General features: G+C 67.1%; 14 protein-coding genes. 7 read left to right on the top strand and 7 right to left on the bottom strand.

Annotated elements, in window-relative coordinates:
- From AB0O24_RS15860 to AB0O24_RS15835, 6 genes are all read right to left on the bottom strand, one after another.
- The coding region (locus tag AB0O24_RS15860; RefSeq protein ID WP_363376251.1) for a class I tRNA ligase family protein at positions 1 to 71 on the bottom strand (71 nt) is incomplete at its 3' end.
- Positions 72 to 231: 160 nt separating this feature from the next.
- Positions 232 to 612, bottom strand: a complete 381-nt coding sequence (locus tag AB0O24_RS15855) for a PLD nuclease N-terminal domain-containing protein (RefSeq protein WP_363376247.1) — start codon at positions 610 to 612, stop codon at positions 232 to 234.
- A gap of 194 nt (positions 613 to 806) precedes the next feature.
- Complete coding sequence (locus AB0O24_RS15850) at positions 807 to 2,849, bottom strand: APC family permease (protein WP_363376249.1); 2,043 nt, start codon at positions 2,847 to 2,849, stop codon at positions 807 to 809.
- A gap of 165 nt (positions 2,850 to 3,014) precedes the next feature.
- Entirely contained in the window at positions 3,015 to 3,860 is an 846-nt protein-coding gene (locus AB0O24_RS15845; RefSeq protein ID WP_363376244.1) for a serine hydrolase, read from the bottom strand.
- 156 nt (positions 3,861 to 4,016) lie between these two features.
- On the bottom strand, positions 4,017 to 5,402 hold the full coding sequence (locus AB0O24_RS15840; RefSeq protein WP_363376241.1) for an amino acid permease: 1,386 nt from the start codon (positions 5,400 to 5,402) through the stop codon (positions 4,017 to 4,019).
- A gap of 29 nt (positions 5,403 to 5,431) precedes the next feature.
- Positions 5,432 to 5,848 (bottom strand): nuclear transport factor 2 family protein, encoded by a 417-nt coding sequence (locus tag AB0O24_RS15835; protein WP_275797471.1) that lies wholly within the window; start codon positions 5,846 to 5,848, stop codon positions 5,432 to 5,434.
- Between the two features lie 288 nt (positions 5,849 to 6,136).
- Here AB0O24_RS15835 and AB0O24_RS15830 point away from each other — a divergent pair, with 288 nt between their 5' ends.
- Together AB0O24_RS15830 and AB0O24_RS15825 are read left to right on the top strand one after the other, a co-directional pair.
- Entirely contained in the window at positions 6,137 to 7,528 is a 1,392-nt protein-coding gene (locus AB0O24_RS15830) for an aminotransferase class III-fold pyridoxal phosphate-dependent enzyme (protein WP_275797473.1), read from the top strand.
- 25 nt (positions 7,529 to 7,553) lie between these two features.
- Positions 7,554 to 8,291: a TetR/AcrR family transcriptional regulator C-terminal domain-containing protein gene (locus AB0O24_RS15825; RefSeq protein ID WP_275797475.1), complete on the top strand. Its 738-nt coding sequence runs from the start codon at positions 7,554 to 7,556 to the stop codon at positions 8,289 to 8,291.
- Positions 8,292 to 8,325: 34 nt separating this feature from the next.
- Here the strand turns inward: AB0O24_RS15825 and AB0O24_RS15820 are convergent, their stop codons facing one another.
- Positions 8,326 to 9,126 carry a TetR/AcrR family transcriptional regulator C-terminal domain-containing protein gene (locus AB0O24_RS15820; protein ID WP_275797477.1) on the bottom strand — a complete coding sequence of 267 codons (801 nt, stop codon included), beginning with the start codon at positions 9,124 to 9,126 and terminating at the stop codon, positions 8,326 to 8,328.
- An 85-nt stretch (positions 9,127 to 9,211) separates the two neighbouring features.
- Between AB0O24_RS15820 and AB0O24_RS15815 the strand changes: the two genes are divergently transcribed.
- From AB0O24_RS15815 to AB0O24_RS15795, 5 genes are all read left to right on the top strand, one after another.
- Positions 9,212 to 10,210, top strand: a complete 999-nt coding sequence (locus AB0O24_RS15815; RefSeq protein ID WP_275797479.1) for a LacI family DNA-binding transcriptional regulator — start codon at positions 9,212 to 9,214, stop codon at positions 10,208 to 10,210.
- A 174-nt stretch (positions 10,211 to 10,384) separates the two neighbouring features.
- Positions 10,385 to 12,508, top strand: coding sequence for a beta-galactosidase (locus AB0O24_RS15810; protein ID WP_307383497.1), 2,124 nt, complete (start codon positions 10,385 to 10,387; stop codon positions 12,506 to 12,508).
- Positions 12,509 to 12,615: 107 nt separating this feature from the next.
- Complete coding sequence (locus AB0O24_RS15805; RefSeq protein WP_363376236.1) at positions 12,616 to 13,851, top strand: extracellular solute-binding protein; 1,236 nt, start codon at positions 12,616 to 12,618, stop codon at positions 13,849 to 13,851.
- A 62-nt stretch (positions 13,852 to 13,913) separates the two neighbouring features.
- Positions 13,914 to 14,822: a sugar ABC transporter permease gene (locus AB0O24_RS15800; RefSeq protein WP_275797485.1), complete on the top strand. Its 909-nt coding sequence runs from the start codon at positions 13,914 to 13,916 to the stop codon at positions 14,820 to 14,822.
- Positions 14,819 to 15,730: a carbohydrate ABC transporter permease gene (locus AB0O24_RS15795; protein ID WP_363376233.1), complete on the top strand. Its 912-nt coding sequence runs from the start codon at positions 14,819 to 14,821 to the stop codon at positions 15,728 to 15,730. The genes AB0O24_RS15800 and AB0O24_RS15795 overlap by 4 nt, the downstream gene beginning before the upstream one ends.
- The last annotated feature ends 147 nt before the right edge of the window (positions 15,731 to 15,877 follow it).

Raw genomic sequence — 15,877 nt, 5'->3', positions numbered from 1 at the left:
CGCACGGCGTCGGAGCCGTGCTGCTTCAGGATGTCGGCGGGCGTGACCACGTTGCCCTTCGACTTCGACATCTTCTTGCGGTCGAAGAAGCCCGCCCTGTTGAGTGTCCAAAACACCCGGACGTTTTTCCGAGGGGTCCGGGTGTCTTGGACACTCAACGCGCCTGACCCCGTCCGGAGTGCCCCCGCGGCGGGACCCCCGACGCCTCCACCAGAGGGTCGATCCGACGCGTCAGCTCCCGGTGCCGGCCCCCGCGCCGTCGCCCTCGGCGCGCCGCCGACGCACCTGCTCCTCGAGGTCGGCGAGGCGCATCTCGCGCTCGAGGTCGGCGATCTGCTGCTCGGTGCTCCGCGAGTCGTACGTGCGCGGAGCGGGTGCGGGCTCGGCATCCTTCTGCCACCGCCGCGGGTCGCCGAAAGACATCGGCGTCGAGCGCTGCTCGTACTCGCGCCCGATCGTGAACCACAGGATCGACCCGATCAGCGGCAGCAGCACGATGAAGAACACCCACACGAACTTCGGCATGTGTTTGACCTGGTCGTCGCGGCGCGTGATGGCGTCGATCAGGGCGATGACCATGACGGCGAGGGTCAGCAGGGCGAGGATCGGCATGGCATCCACCCTGCCCCAGACGTGCTGTCGCGTCTACCGCCTGCGACGGCGGCGCGACGAGGCGGCCCGAACTCCTGACTTTCTGCGCGCGGAACTCGCCGTTGTGGCCTGCATGCCGCTGCGGTCGTCGTTTCTCAGGAGTTTCGCCCGTCCCGTCGCGTCGCATCGCATCGCGGCCCTCGCCGCCCCCGGCCTCAGGATGCCGAGCCGCCAGGCCCCTTCCGCACGCGGTGCGCCGGCACCTCGGCAACCGGCTGCCCACCGCGCTGCTGGCCCGGGAGGGGCCGAGAGCGGCGGCCGTAGATGACCTCGGACGAGTCGAGCAGCCAGGGCACGAGCGTGATCGAGACGCCGTGCACGAGCATGAGCTGCTGCGCCAGTCGCCGGGAGCGGCGGTTGTGGAGGATCGACTCCCACCAGTGCCCCACGATGAACTGCGGCAGGTACACCGTCACGACCGAGGAGCCGTGCTTCTCGCGGTACGACTTGATGAAGCTCGACACCGGCGACGTGTAGGTGCGGTACGGTGACTCGATGATGACGAGCGGAATCGGCATGTCGTGCTCGGCCCATTCGCGCTGCAGGCTCGCCGCTTCCTCGTCGGTGATCGCGACGTGCACCGCGAGCGTCTTGTCGTGCTTGGCCGCGAGGGCGTAGTCGATCGCCTTCATGACGGGCTTCTGCAGCCGGTTGACGAGCACGATCGCCACGTCGCCGGACGCACCGAAGTGCACCGTGTCGTCCATCTGGATCTCGTGCTCGACGTCGCGGTAGTACCGGTTCACGCCGACCATCAGCACTGCGAGGATCGGGATGGCGATGAACACGAGCCACGCGCCGTGCGTGAACTTCGTGATCGTGACGATCAGCAGCACGAGCACGGTCATGCCGGCGCCCACGGAGTTGATCCACAGGCCCGAGATCGCCGAGCGGCGCTCGATCGCCGCGGACTGTTGCTTCGCGGCCTCGGGCGGCAGGTTCTTCAGCCCGCGCAGCGCCCGGCGCCAGTGCTTGACCATGCCGAGCTGACCGAGCGAGAACGACACGAAGACGCCGATGATGTAGAGCTGGATCAGCGTCGTGAGGTTGGCCTGGTACACGATCAGCACGCCGATCGCGACGATGCCGAGGATGATCATGCCGTTCGAGTAGACCAGACGGTCACCCCGGGTGTTGAGGGCCTTCGGAGCGTAGCCGTCGCGGGCGAGCACGGCGCCGAGCAGCGGGAAGCCGTTGAACGCGGTGTTGGCCGCGAGCAGGAGCACGCAGGCGGTGGCGGCCTGGATGATGAAGAACGGGATGCTGCCCATGCCGAACGTGGCGGCGGCGACCTGCGCCATGAGGCTGGGCTGCGGGTTGTTCGCGCAGTCGAAGCCGATGAGGTGGCACGGGTTCTCGGCGTAGTGCACACCCGAGATGAGGGCGAGGATCGTCAGACCCGCGAACAGCACGATGGCGATGCCGCCCATCATGGTCAGCGTCGTCTGCGCGTTGCGGATCTTCGGCATCCGGAAGGCGGGCACGCCGTTCGACACCGCTTCGACGCCGGTCAGGGCCGAGCAGCCGCTCGAGAACGCCCGCAGGACGAGCAGGATCAGGGCTGCTTGCGTGAGCGATTCCGCCTGGACGGCGTACTGGGCGCTCTCGGCCACCGGAGCATCGCCCAGCAGGGTCCGGCCGAGGCCGACGACGATCATGACGCCGACCGAGCCGATGAAGAGGTAGGTCGGGATCGCGAACACGCTCGAGGCCTCGCGCACGCCGCGCAGGTTCACGATGACGATGAGGATCACGAAGCCGACGGCGATCTCGACGCGGAACGGATTGAGTTCCGGCAACGCCGAGATGATGTTGTCGACCCCGGATGCCACCGACACGGCGACCGTGAGCACGTAGTCCACGAGGAGCGCAGCGGCGACCACCACCCCGGGGATCTCGCCGAGGTTCTTGCTCGCGACCTCGTAGTCACCGCCACCGGAGGGGTACGCCTTGATGAGCTGCCGGTAGCTCAGCACCACCACGATCAGCAGCACGACGACGGCCACGGCGACCCACGGGCTGAGCGTCAGGAGCGCCGTTCCACCTATGAGCAGGATCATCAGCAGCTCCTGCGGGGCGTAGGCCACGGAGGAGAGGGCGTCGGAGGCGAAGATCGGCAGCGCCATCTTCTTGGGCAGAAGCTGCTCGTCGAGTTTTTCCGACGTCAGAGGCTCGCCGATGAGGATGCGCTTGGCCATCGGCGTCTCCACGCCGGGCTCGCGACTTTCTTCAGTCACGGCGCGCGACATTACGCGTACTGGACGCTGTGCGCAATCTGACGCGCAGCCGTTCACGGCATGGTCGCCAGACCGTGATGATGGGAGATTCCGGATGCCGAGCCCCGAGGCCCCATCGCGGAAAGCTCAGCGGCCTGTCGCCGCCTCGGCGACGAACGCCGCGATCGCGTCGGCGCCGGCGTGGTCGTCCGCGCTGACGGTCACGACCGCGTCGCCCGCGAACACGATCAGCTGGCCGTAGGCGCCGTGCAGTCGCCACGCGGCGCCCGGCCCCTCCCAGCCCGCGAGCGCGTACCGGCGGTACCCGTCGCCGGTGCTCCCCGTGTCGACCCAGCCCGCGTGCATGGCATCCACGATCCCCATCGAGACCAGTCGCCGCCCGTCCCAGACGCCCCGGTCGCGGATCAAAAGGCCCAGGCGTGCCATCTCTTCCGTGCGAAGCGACAGGCCCTCGCCGCCGAGCACCCGGCCGTTCGGGCAGCGGTCCCAGACGATGTCGTCGAGGCCGAGGGGCGAGAAGAGGCGAGGCCGTAGGTACTCCTCGATGTCGCCGACGCGCTCCGAGAGCACGGACATCGCGGTGTAGGTGCTGGCGTTGGAGTACTGGAAGACGCGCCCCCGCGAGGGACGCGACAGGAACTCCGCCGCGAGGTCGGGCCAGTCGCTCATCAGGGTCGGCGACCAGGGGAAGTCGATGCCGCTCGTCATCGTGAGCAAGCGCCGGAGCGTCACATCCCGTTCCCGCGCGGTCTCGATCGGCTCGTCGAGCGACACCAGGCCCTCGTCGGCGGCGATGCCGGCCGCGAGGACGCTCACGGCTTTCGCGACGGAGTGGATCTCTTCGCGCACGTCGGGGGTCCAGCGGTGCTCGGCGACATCGTCGCCCACGCGGACGTGCAGGCCGTGAGCGGCGAACGCGGTCTCGTCGATGCGCCGGACGAGCTCGTCGCGAAGAGCCTCGGCGTGCGTCATCCCTCCAGGCTACGAGGGGATGCGGCTGCGGGGCATCTCGCGGGCGCGGGTGGCTGTGCGTCCCGGCGAAGGTGAGTGGACGAGAGCAGAAGGGGGCCGCAACGAGAGGCCGGCCACCCCGTGCGGGCGGCCGGCCTCGAGCGTCCTCTCGGGTTATCAGGGCGCGACGACGGGCCGATCGACAGGTGACAGCTCGATCGGGTGGGATGCCGCGCGCGCCGGGCTGCCCAAGCGTCGCTGGACGATCAGACCGATGGCAGCGCAGACGGCCGCGGCGAACACGGTCAGGATCAGCGGGAGGCGACTCGCGGGATCGGCGGCGAGGGCCACCGCGACCGCGGCCAGGATGCCGAGAACGACCCAGGCCATCCACTTCCCCGCGCCCTGCTGCGTGTGCGATCGGAGGAACGTCAACGAGATGACCGAGTAGGTCAGCACTCCGCCTGCTCCGGTGATGGAGATGAGCAGCGAGATGACGTCGGCGGCGGGGAGAAGGAAGTTGAGCAGCAGGCACAGGCCTGCGGCGACGGCAATCGCGCCGGCGGCCCAGCGGGGCGCCCCCGAGCGTGAGACCACTGCGAGACGCGCGGGCATCTCTCGGCGCACTGCCGCGGCGTACAGCAGGCGCGACGTGGTGTAGAGGCTGCTGTTGGCCAGCGAAAGGATCGACGTGGCGACGACCACCTGGATCGCGGCGGCCAGCACCGGCAAGTTCAGGGCGGTGAACACTGCCGGGTAGGAGCCCTTCGCGAGTGCGTCACTCGTGGAAGGGATGATCGTGATGACGATGATGGTCGAACCGACGTAGAAGAGAACGATGCGGGCGACGACGGAGCGGATCGCGCGGGCGATCGCCTTCTGCGGGTCGCGGGCCTCGGCCGCGACGGTGGCGACGTTCTCCGTCCCCATGTAGGAGAAGAGGACGGTCACGGCCGTCAGGAGGACGGGCAGCCATCCCGCGGGCGCGAAGTCCGCCCAGTTCGTCAGGCCCGGCGACGTGTAGCCGGGGAGCCACCCGAAGACGGCTGCCGCACCGATGACGAGGAACACGGCGACGGCGATGACCTTGATGATCGCCATCCAATACTCGATTTCAGCGAAGACGCGGACGGGAAGGAGGTTCAGTCCGCCGAGCGCGACGAGGGCGAGGAAGCTCCACGCCCATGCCGGTACCCCCGGCGCGAAGCCGTTCATGATCATCCCGATCGCCGAACACTCGAGGGCGATGAGGATGACGCCGGAGTACACCGCGACGTAGCCGGTCATCACTCCTGCCCAGGGGCCGAAGCGGCGTGCCGCGTAGGTGGTGTAGGAGCCGGGGTCGGGCTGCTCGGCAGCAAGGCGGCCGAGCATCCGCATGATGAGCACCAGAACGAGGCCGATGCCCAGGTAACTGAGGATGACGGCGGGGCCGGCCTGCTGGACCACGAGGCCGCTGCCGAGGAACAGGCCGGTACCGATGGTGCCGCCGATGGCGATCATCGCGATGTGGCGGTTGCCGAGGGTGTTGTGGAGCCGATGCGGCTCGATGTGCGTCTGCATGTGCGGTCCTGTCTTGTCGGGTTCGGGGTTCAGATGAGGGTGGCGTCGAGATGACGCTGTTTCTCCCACGCCGCGCGGATCGGATGGGTGTCGTAAACGATGTGGAGGTGCGTGATGCGGCCGGTCTCGTCGAGCTCGGCGATATCGACGGCCGTGAAGGGGGCGGGGGTGCCGTCGGCGAGGGTCCAGGCGAAGTCGAACCAGAACGCCACGGTCGGACGTGCCCCATCGATGTGCTGGAGCGTCTGGCGCAGGGCAAGCACCGACTCGGCGGTGTCGGCGAACAGCACCGGGTAGAACTCGCGCGCCGGCAGGTCGCCGTACAGCGGCGAGCTGACGATGCCGTCAGCCGCGAAGAGGGCGAGGACCGCCTCGAGATCGGCGGATGCGAGGGCGGTGAGGTAGCTGTCGACGAGGCAGCTGATGGTCGATCGAGAAAGAGGCATCGATTCGCTCCTGGAGAGTGCCGCCGAGGTGTCAGCGGAGGAGGGTTCGGGACGCAGTGCCCGTTATGGAACATCGTTCATTTTGTATTGAACGATGATCAATATAATTTCGACATTGTTACGACTGCGTGACGACGTCGCGGGGTTGGCCGGTTGGCTCACGTTTCACCGTGAACAAGCGCTCGGCATGCCGACATGCCCGCAAGTGCCCCGAGGAATTGGCCTCTCTGAGTCTGTAGTCGTAAAGTGTTTAACACTGTTCAACCCGTCGGAAGCGATACTGTCTTTATGAGCTCGCCCCTGATCCACAACTCCCTCAACGCGCAGTTGCCGACCGTTGACCGCGGTGAAGGCGTGTGGCTCTGGGATGCCGAGGGCGCCCGCTACCTCGACGGCTGTTCTGGGGCGGTCGTCACGGCCATCGGTCATGCGCACCCGGCGGTCCTGTCCGCCATCGCCGATCAGGCCAGCCGGGTCGCCTTCACGCACCGGGGGGCTTTCACGAACGCTCCCCTCGTCGAGCTGGCGGACCGGGTGGCTGCTCTCACCGGTTACGCCGGAGTGTGGTTCGTCAACTCCGGATCGGAGGCCGTCGAAGCGGCGATGCAGTTCGCCCTGCAGTACTTCCGAGAGCTCGGCGCACCGCAGCGGACGGTGTTCCTCTCTGCGCGCCGCGGGTACCACGGCAACACTCTGGGCGCCCTGTCGGCCTCCGGACACGCTCGTCGGCGCGCCGTCGAGGGGATCGCTCTCGACATCCCCGCCCTTCCCACCCCGTACGCCTTCGCCGACCAAGGCGAGCTGACCGAGGACGAGTACTGCGCGCAACTGCTCGCCGAAGCCCGACTGGTCTTCGAGCGCCACGCGAACACCCTCGCGGGTATCCTCGTCGAGCCCATCGGCGGTGCCACCCTCGCCGCGACCACACCCCCGCGCGGATACCTGCTCGGGCTCAAGGCTCTCTGCGACGAGTTCGGCGCGCTCTTCATCGCCGACGAGGTCATGTCCGGGCTCGGTCGTACCGGTGACGTGCTGGCCACGTTCCAGGACGGTGTCCGTGCCGATCTTGTGGCGATCGGCAAAGCGCTCGGAGCCGGGTACACCCCCATTGCGGCGACCCTCGTCGACGCGCGGATCCTCCGCGCGATCGAGAACGGGAGCGGTCGCGTTCTGGGCGGGCACACCTACGGGGGTAACCCGTTGTCTGCGGCCGTCGCCGTCGCCGTCCTCGAGGTGTTCCGCACCGAGTGCCTGGTCGCCCGCGCCGAGATGATGGGCGCCGCCCTGGCCGAGGGTCTGCGCGACCTCGCCGAGAAGCATCCTTTGATCGCCGACACTCGCGGGCGAGGCATGCTCCGCGGCGTGGAGTTCTCGGACCGAGACGCCGCTTCGCGTCCGCAAGGCGAGCTGGCGGGACGCGTCTTCGCGGCCGCGGTGGCGGAGGGGCTCCTGCTCTATCCCACCACCGGCGGGTACAACGATGCCGTCCTCGTCGCCCCGCCGTTGACCATCACCCCGGAGGAACTCGTCGATCTCCTCGACCGTTTCGACCGCGCCCTGAGTCGTGTGGAACTCGAGCTCGAGGGCGACGCCGACGGAGTCGTGCCGGAGGCGAGCGGCTCGTCGAGCACGGTTCCCACCGCGATCGGCGACGACATCACGGCGTGGCCGCCGGTGTGATCGGCAGCGTCGATATCATCGAAACATGAGTGGGGACGGTGCCGACAGGCCCACGTCTCGGGCCCTGACCACCCCCGATGAGATCGTCACCGCGGCGCTCGAGATCATCGACCGTGCCGGCATCGGTGCCCTGACCATGCGCCGTCTCAGTTCGGAGCTGGGGGTCTTCCCGGCATCCTTGTACTGGCACGTCGGCAACCGGTCGCAGCTTCTCGGACTCGTCTGCGAACGAGTCCTCTCCCAGATCGAGCTCCCCTCTCAAGACCTGCCCTGGCGAGACTGGCTCTTCACCTTCGGGCTGCGTACGCGGCAAGTGATCGGAAGCCACCCGCGATTCGCCGCGTACTTCGTGAGCAACATCCAGACCAGTCAGTCCTCACTCGACCTGGCCGAACACACGATGGCCGCACTCCGGCGCGCGGGTTTCGCCGGCCACGACCTCGTCCGCGCCTACAACGCCGTCATCGGTGCCGTCTTCGGCTGGATCTCCGGCGAGTTCGCCGCGAGTCCCGAAGAGAAAAACGGCAGCGCACGCTCTGCGATCGAAAGCCTCGTGCTCGACGCGGACAGGTACCCGAACCTGCACGATGTCTGGCCTTTTGCCGCCAACCGCGCGTACATGCTGCGGTGGGACTCGGGAGCCGAGTCCCCCCTCGAGCCCAGTTTCGAGACGATGCTCACCTCGCTCCTCGACGGCCTCGCTCGGTCCCTCGAGATCGCCCGGATCGCCGCGGACGTCCGCAACGCGAACCCGCCCCGGTAAGACCATCTGACCGCAACCCGCAACGGGCATCGGGTCACGTCAGTCGCGCGCGAAGTCCCACGAACAACGTCTCGAGGACGACCTCGAACGAGGAGTCCAGAGGATTGTCGCGTCCCGGCGTCCAGCGAAGCATGAAGGCCCGGTCCTCCGCGAGCGGCATCACACGCGACAGTGTCGGAAAGAGCGTGCTGTCTATCGTCCGGAGGTCCTCTGAGAGCGTCTCCTGCCAGCCGTCGTCCCCCTCGGGCGCGGCGGACAGCTCCATCGTCACCCATCCGAGGACGACGCCGAAGAAGACGTTGTAGACCTCGACCAGCTCTGTCGACGAGAACCCGGCACGATCGAGCACCCGGAAGATCCGCTCCGCCAGCGGCACGCCACGATCGGTCGTCAACATCTGTCCCGTCACGATGCCGGCGAAGTGGGGATGCTCGTGCAATGCCGCTCGCATCTTCCTCGCGAGGCCCGCGAGCCAGGCATCCCACTCGGTGCCGTGGTCGTCGCCCACTTCGATGTTGTCGAAGACCAGCGCCGAAACCTCGCCGAGAAGTTGATCCTTCGTCTGAAAGTGCCAGTACAGTGCGCTCGGACGCACGCCCATCGCCGCGGCCAGCGATCGCATCGTCAAGCCCGACAACCCGTCCCGGTCCACGAGCTCCAGCGCAACCGTCAAGACGTGCTGACGGTTCAGTTCCGTGCCCCCTAGCGGGCGGCCGCGCCGAGGTTTCGAGCCGTCCGTCATAAGACCAGTGTTCCTCATCTGCTCCCTGGACCGTGTGGAGCGGCTCTCCGCATCACCCTTCCTGCAATCCCGAGCGATCAGTGCGAGCATCATGGTCGTCTCCCCGTTCGCCCGCCGCTTCTCGCCCGGTGGCCGGACCCGCCTCGGCAATATCGGGCCGATGCGTAACACTGGCGAGATGAAGTCCGCCACGATCTACGACGTCGCGAAGCTCGCGGGCGTCTCGCATCAGACCGTCACGAGATACCTCCAGGGCTTCGCGGGGATGCGCCCGGCCACGCGCGAGCGTGTCAAGTCGGCCTTGGAGGAGCTGGACTATCGCCCCAACTCCGCGGCGCGCATGCTGCGGGCCTCGCGTGTCAACCGAATCGGTGCACTCGCCCATCGACTGCAGGAGCAGGGACCGGCGCGCCTGCTCGCCGGGGTTGCGGCCCAAGCTCGTCGTCGCGGCTTCACTCTCGACATCGCGACCGTCGATAGCGATCCCACCAACATCGACGATGCGCTGTCTGTCGTGCTCGAGCATCGGTTGGCCGGACTCGTTCTCGCGGGCGTCTCGCAGACGGTGATCGATGCGGTGGCGTCCCGGAATCTCGGGATGCCGTGGATCGCCGATGCGGGCACGACCGTCGAGGGTGGAGCCGCCACCGTCAATGATCTGGTGGGTCGACTCGCCGCTGAACACCTCGTGTCGCTGGGACACCGCCGCATCGGGTACGTGGCGGGGCCCGATCTGTGGCAGGCCTCGGGGGAGCGTCGCCACGGATTCGTCGCGACGCTCGAAGCCTCGGGGCTGGAGCCGGCATGGGAGCGAGTCGGTGATTGGTCGGCCGGATCCGGGGCGCGGGCGTGGGCGTCGCTGACCGCCGAGGAGCGCAGGGCGACCGCCGTGGTGGCGGCCAACGACAGCATGGCGTTGGGGGTACTCTCCGCCGCAACCCGCGAGGGGGTTCGCGTACCCGATGACCTGAGCGTGGTCGGCACCGACGACATCTCTGAGGCGCGGTTTCTCACGCCCCCGTTGACCACGGTTGCGATGGACTTCGAGGCGGAGGGCGCTTACCTCCTCGACCAACTCCTCGTGAAGGCTCACGCTCTTCCCGACGACGGGGGCACGTCGCTGGAGCTGCCGAGCCTCGTCATCCGCAACTCCACGACGACGACGCCGATGGGCTGATCGCCCGGGCCTGCGGCGCCACCAGAGGCCGCAGCCCGCGGATGTGAGCGCGCGTGGTGGGGTTCGGCGCACGCGCGCGGGCAAGAATGTTGTCGATCACTTGCGCGCGATCACCGCGTCGCGCTAACGTGTGGTCGCGAAATGTTGTCGACAACATTTGACGAAGGAGTCAAGATGACGGGGTCCCCCACGTTCTCGGGTGTGCTGTTCGGCGCGGCCTACTATGCGGAGTACCAGCCCGACGGTGTGCTTGAGCGTGACCTCGATCTGATGGCGGAGGCCGCTTTCACCGTCATTCGCGTGGGCGAGTCGGTGTGGTCGACCTGGGAGCCCCGTGAAGGGGAGTTCGATCTCGACTGGCTGCAGCCGGTCCTGGACGGCGCGCACGCGCGGGGCATCGGGGTCATCCTCGGCACGCCTACCTACGCCATCCCGCCGTGGCTGCAGAAGCTGCACCCCGAGATCGCTGCAGAGATCTCGACCGGGCACCGCATGGGATGGGGCGCTCGTCAGGAGATGGACCAGGCCCAGCCGGCCTACCGGTTCTACGCCGAGCGAGTGTCTCGCCGCATCCTCGAGCGTTACGCGAGCCACCCGGCGATCATCGGATTCCAGGTTGACAACGAACCAGGCAACGTCCTGCCGCACAACGATTCGACGTTCCAGGCGTTCGTCTCTTGGCTCCGGCGCAAGTACGGCACGGTCGAACGCCTCAACGAGGAATGGGGCCTGGTGTACTGGTCGCACCGCATTCAGGAGTGGGCCGAACTCTGGCGTCCCGACGGCAACCTCATGCCGCAGTACCAACTCGAATGGCGCCGTTTCCAGTCGACGCAGGCGACCGACCTCATCGCCTGGCAAGCCGAGATGGTCCGCGAATACGCCAGCCCCGCGCAGTTCGTGACCACGTGCATCTCGTACATGCGCGACCAGGTCGCCGACGACGAGCTCGCGGCATCCCTCGACGTCGTCGCCGGAAACCCCTATTACAAGATGCAGGACGGTCTCGATGCCCGATTCGAGGTCCCCCGCGAAGACAGATGGTGGCACACCGGAGTGTGGGCGCTTTTCCAGTGGGGCGACCGGGCCTACTCCACCGCGGGAGCTCAATACCTCGTCACCGAGACCAACGCCCAGTCGATCGGTGGGTCGTGGCAGAACCACCCGCCGTATCCGGGGCAGATCAAGCAGGCGGCATTCGCTCTGCTCGCCCGCGGCGGGCGCATGATCGAGTATTGGCACTGGCACACGCTGCACTTCGGGGTCGAAACGTACTGGGGAGGGGTCCTCCCGCACAGCCAGAAGCCGGGTCGGATCTACCGAGAGGTAGCCGAGCTCGGGGCGTCACTGAAAACCCTCGGCGCGGCGCTGGACGACTATGTTCCCGACGCCGACGCGCTGATCCTGTGGTCGACCGACACCAAATGGTCGTGGAACTTCTATCCCCCGCTCTCGCGATCCGACGGCTCACCCGATCCGGACTCCTACACGCGCATCTTCGACTCGTTCTACCGGGGGGCGTTCGAAGCGGGGCTGCAGCTTCGTGTACAGCACGTATCCGACTTCTTGAACCACGATGCCGCCGACCTGGCCCGCAGGTATCCGGTTCTGCTGGCACCCGCTCTGTACGTCGTCGAGACAGCCGTGCTCGACCACCTCGTGGCGTACGCCGAGGCGGGTGGCCACCTCGTCGCGGGCGTGCGGACGGGCTACGGTGATGAGCTCGCCCGGGCGCGCCTGGCGGTGGCCCCCGACCGTATCGGCGAGCCCGGTGGCATCCGATATGACGAGTACAGCAACATCTCGACGATGTCGGTCTCCTCGCACAGAATCGAGCTGGAAGCGGGCTCCGCCGCGACCGAGTGGATCGATCTTCTCGACGTCGACGGAGCCGAGACCGTCGTCTCGTTCGACGACAACGAGCTGGGAGCGCACGCGGCTCTCACCACCCGTCCGCACGGGCGGGGGCGCATCAGCTACCTCGCGACCGTTCCCAACGTGCCCCTCGCCCGCAGTGTCGCCTCCTGGCTCGATGTGCGGACCGCGGCAACGCAATGGAGTGCGCCGCGGACCGTCACGGTGCAGACGGGTCGCGCCGGCTCACGCACGCTCGCTTTCGTCGCGAACTGGACGGGCGAACCGGTCGCTGTCATCCCCCCGGTCGCCGTCCGCGACCTCGAGACCGGCGAGGTCGTGCCCGCCGGCTCCACCCTGCTCCTCGATCCGCGTGCTGCACACGTGTTCGAGGCTTCGACGGATCCGGTCGGGTCCGCCTTCCCCTCCACGGAAAGAATCTGATGAGAAGCAACCGAAAGGCAATGACGCTCGGAGCGTTGACCCTCGTTTCCGCCCTCGCTCTCAGCGGGTGCTCCCCGGCGTCGTCCGGCGCATCGTCCACCGCTCCTGTGAGTCAGGCTGACATCGACAAGGCCATGGACACGCCCACCACGATCACGTTCTGGGCGTGGGCGCCCGACATGCAGAAAGAGGTCGATCTCTTCGAGGCGAAGTACCCGAAGATCAACGTCGAGCTCGTCAACACCAGCAGTGGGACGCAGCAGTACCCGAAGCTGCGTGCCGCCCTGAAGGCGGGCAAGGGTGCCCCCGACGTCGCGCAGGTCGAGTACCAGTACATTCCCTCATTCCGGCAGACCGGGAGCCTGGCCGATCTCACGCCCTACGGCGCGGCCGAAGCGAAGGACGATTTCGTCGACTGGATCTGGAACCAGGTGGCCGACGACAAGGGCGTCTGGGCGGTGCCGCAGGACTCGGGCCCACTCGGCAACCTGTACCGTTCCGACATCTTCGCGCAGGCGGGGGTGAGCGCACCCGAGACGTGGGCCGACTATGCCGCCGCGGCCGCCACCATCAAGGAGAAGACCGGGTCGTACATCGCCGACCTGCCGGGGAACGATCCGGGTCAGATGGTGGGCTTCTTCTGGCAGGCCGGAGCGAAGCCGTTCGGGTATGACGGCGACAAGACCGTGAAGATCGACCTGGACTCGCCCGCGACGCAGAAGGTGGTTTCGTTCTGGCAGGATCTGGTGAAGAAAGATCTCGTCGCCACGGATGCCGACTTCAACGACGAGTGGTACCAGGGCCTCGCACAGGGTAAGTACGCCAGCTGGCAGGTGGCCGCCTGGGGGCCGATCTTCCTGCAGGGCACCGCGAAGAACACCAGCGGCAAGTGGACGGCGGCCAAGATTCCGCAGTGGGAGGCCGGACAGGACGTCTCGGGCAACTGGGGTGGTTCGACGACGGCCGTGATGGAGTCCAGCCCGAACAAGATCGCCGCCTACGAGTTCGCGAAGTTCATCAACACCGACAGCGAGGCTGCTCTGACACTCGCCAACGAGCAGTTCCTCTTCCCCACGACCAAGACCACCCTGAGCGACCCGAAGTTCGTCGACCAGGCGTCGGAGTTCTACGGAGGGCAGAAGGTCAACGAGTTCTTCGCCGGCGTCTCCGACACGGTCGACAAGAACTTCCAGTGGCTGCCGTTCATGGACTTCGTCTACTCGAGCTACAACGAGACGTTGGGCAAGGCCATCAGCGAAAAGGGCGACATGACCGGCGGTCTCGCCGCCTGGGACGCCGCCGTCACCGACTACGCGAAGCAGCAGGGCTTCACGGTCGAGTGACCCCGCGGGCCCCGCGCCGTCGGTGCGGGGCCCGTTCGGCATCCTCAGAAAGGACACAGACGATGACGTCGGCCTCTCCCGCGCGCCGTGCTCGGCTCGGCTCCGCGCAGACGCGCGCAGCATGGATCCTGGTGATCCCCTTCGTGGCGGTCTTCGCCGCCATGTTCCTCGTCCCGCTGGGTTACTCGGCATATCTGTCCACGTTCACCTCGCAACTCGTCGGCGGTCAGGTGTTCTCGGGGCTCGCGAACTATCAGCGCGCGCTGGGTGACCCCAGCTTCTGGGCGGGTTTGTCGCGGGTCGCGATCTTCCTGGTGGTACAGGTGCCGATCATGCTCGTCGCCTCGCTCTTCTTCGCGCTGGCCCTGGACTCGGGCCGTATGCGCGGCGGCAAGGTCGTGCGCTTGCTGATCTTCCTTCCGTATGCGGTGCCGAGCGTCGTGGCGACCCTGATGTGGGGTTACCTCTACGGTGAGAACTTCGGCCTCATTACCCAGATCTTCACGGGCCTCGGCCTTCCGGCGCCGGAACTCCTCGCCCCCGGGGCCATCCTCGGCTCGACGATGAACATCGTCTGCTGGGAGTTCATCGGCTACAACATGATCATCATGTACGCCGCTCTGCGGACCATCCCGACCGAGCTGTACGAGGCTGCGGCGATCGACGGTGCGGGCGAGTTCCGTGTGGCGTGGAGCATAAAGATCCCGGCGATCCGGCAGGCGATCATCTTGACCGTCATCTTCTCGATCATCGGCTCTTTCCAGCTCTTCAACGAACCCAACCTGCTCTTCAACATCGCGCCGAACGCGATCGGGTCGGACTTCACGCCGAACCTGTACGCCTACAACCTCGCCTTCAAGAACCAGGACGTGAACTACGCCGCCGCCATCGCCTTCCTGCTCGGGATGGTCATCGTGGTGCTCTCGGTCATCGTCCAGGGCATCGTCAACCGCAAGGAGAAGACGTCATGACCGAGGCCATCGTGCGACCCGGGCGGAAGCCTCTCAAGGGGCGCCCGCTGGGTACGCACCGACCGACTCGTGGCGGGACGCTTCTCACGGTGTTCGTCTGGATCTGCGTGGTCTACTTCGTGGTTCCCCTCGTCTGGCTCGTCGTCGCGTCCACGAAAGACAACACCGGACTGTTCACGACGTTCGGACTCTGGTTCGGGCAGGGATTCCATCTCTTCGACAACCTTGCTGACGTGTTCTCGAAGGATGGGGGCGTCTTCTCGCAGTGGATGGTGAACACGGTGCTCTACGCGGTCACGAGTGCCGTGGGGGCCACCGTCTTGGCCACGGCGTGCGGATTCGCGCTGGCGAAGTATCGCTTCCGGGGCAGCTCCGTGGTGTTCTGGCTTGTGATCGGCTCGATCATGGTGCCGATGACGGCTCTCGCCATTCCGACCTACCTGCTGTTCAGCTCGATGAACCTCACGGACACACCATGGGCGATCATCCTGCCCTCGCTCGTCAGCCCCTTCGGGGTCTATCTCATGCGTGTCTACGCCGCCGACTCGGTCGATGACAGTCTGCTCGAGGCGGCTCGTATCGACGGCTCGGGGGAGTTGCGCACCTTCGCGACGATCGGGGTCCGGTTGCTCGTTCCCGGCATGGTCACGGTGCTGTTGTTCCAGTTGGTCGCCACGTGGAACAACTACTTCCTCCCGCTCATCATGCTGAACACGCCGAGCCTGTATCCGGTCACGGTCGGTCTCGCCGGGTGGCAGGCGGCCGCGTCGAGCGGTGGCGGAGCTCAAGTCCTCTTCTCCACGGTGCTGACGGGCTCGCTGGTGTCGATCGTGCCGCTGATCGTCGCGTTCCTGTTCCTCCAGCGCTACTGGCAGTCGGGGCTCGCGGCAGGCAGCGTGAAGGGCTGACAGCTTTCGCGCGGGCGGAGGGCGACCCGATGTCCTCGGGGGGCCGCTGTCCGCCGTGACGGATTCCCGAGGATCGCGGGGGACACAGCGTCGTCGGATCGGCCCTTCGCCGTCATCGCGGGCGCGGCGGTGGCGCCGCTCGCCTTC

Origin of the sequence: Microbacterium sp. NPDC086615 (assembly GCF_040686055.1) — a bacterium.
Lineage (GTDB): Bacteria > Actinomycetota > Actinomycetes > Actinomycetales > Microbacteriaceae > Microbacterium.
The sequence above is the reverse complement of the archived record's forward strand: the minus strand, read 5'-3'. Positions and strand labels throughout refer to the sequence as shown.

What these genes read in the sequence shown, in the direction of transcription:
- AB0O24_RS15855 (WP_363376247.1), bottom strand. Translation starts at nt 612, where the DNA reads ATGCCGATCCTCGCCCTGCTGACCCTCGCCGTCATGGTCATCGCCCTG.
- AB0O24_RS15850 (WP_363376249.1), bottom strand. Translation starts at nt 2,849, where the DNA reads ATGGCCAAGCGCATCCTCATCGGCGAGCCTCTGACGTCGGAAAAACTC.
- AB0O24_RS15845 (WP_363376244.1), bottom strand. Translation starts at nt 3,860, where the DNA reads ATGACGCACGCCGAGGCTCTTCGCGACGAGCTCGTCCGGCGCATCGAC.
- AB0O24_RS15840 (WP_363376241.1), bottom strand. Translation starts at nt 5,402, where the DNA reads ATGCAGACGCACATCGAGCCGCATCGGCTCCACAACACCCTCGGCAAC.
- AB0O24_RS15835 (WP_275797471.1), bottom strand. Translation starts at nt 5,848, where the DNA reads ATGCCTCTTTCTCGATCGACCATCAGCTGCCTCGTCGACAGCTACCTC.
- AB0O24_RS15830 (WP_275797473.1), top strand. Translation starts at nt 6,137, where the DNA reads ATGAGCTCGCCCCTGATCCACAACTCCCTCAACGCGCAGTTGCCGACC.
- AB0O24_RS15825 (WP_275797475.1), top strand. Translation starts at nt 7,554, where the DNA reads ATGAGTGGGGACGGTGCCGACAGGCCCACGTCTCGGGCCCTGACCACC.
- AB0O24_RS15820 (WP_275797477.1), bottom strand. Translation starts at nt 9,126, where the DNA reads ATGATGCTCGCACTGATCGCTCGGGATTGCAGGAAGGGTGATGCGGAG.
- AB0O24_RS15815 (WP_275797479.1), top strand. Translation starts at nt 9,212, where the DNA reads ATGAAGTCCGCCACGATCTACGACGTCGCGAAGCTCGCGGGCGTCTCG.
- AB0O24_RS15810 (WP_307383497.1), top strand. Translation starts at nt 10,385, where the DNA reads ATGACGGGGTCCCCCACGTTCTCGGGTGTGCTGTTCGGCGCGGCCTAC.
- AB0O24_RS15800 (WP_275797485.1), top strand. Translation starts at nt 13,914, where the DNA reads ATGACGTCGGCCTCTCCCGCGCGCCGTGCTCGGCTCGGCTCCGCGCAG.
- AB0O24_RS15795 (WP_363376233.1), top strand. Translation starts at nt 14,819, where the DNA reads ATGACCGAGGCCATCGTGCGACCCGGGCGGAAGCCTCTCAAGGGGCGC.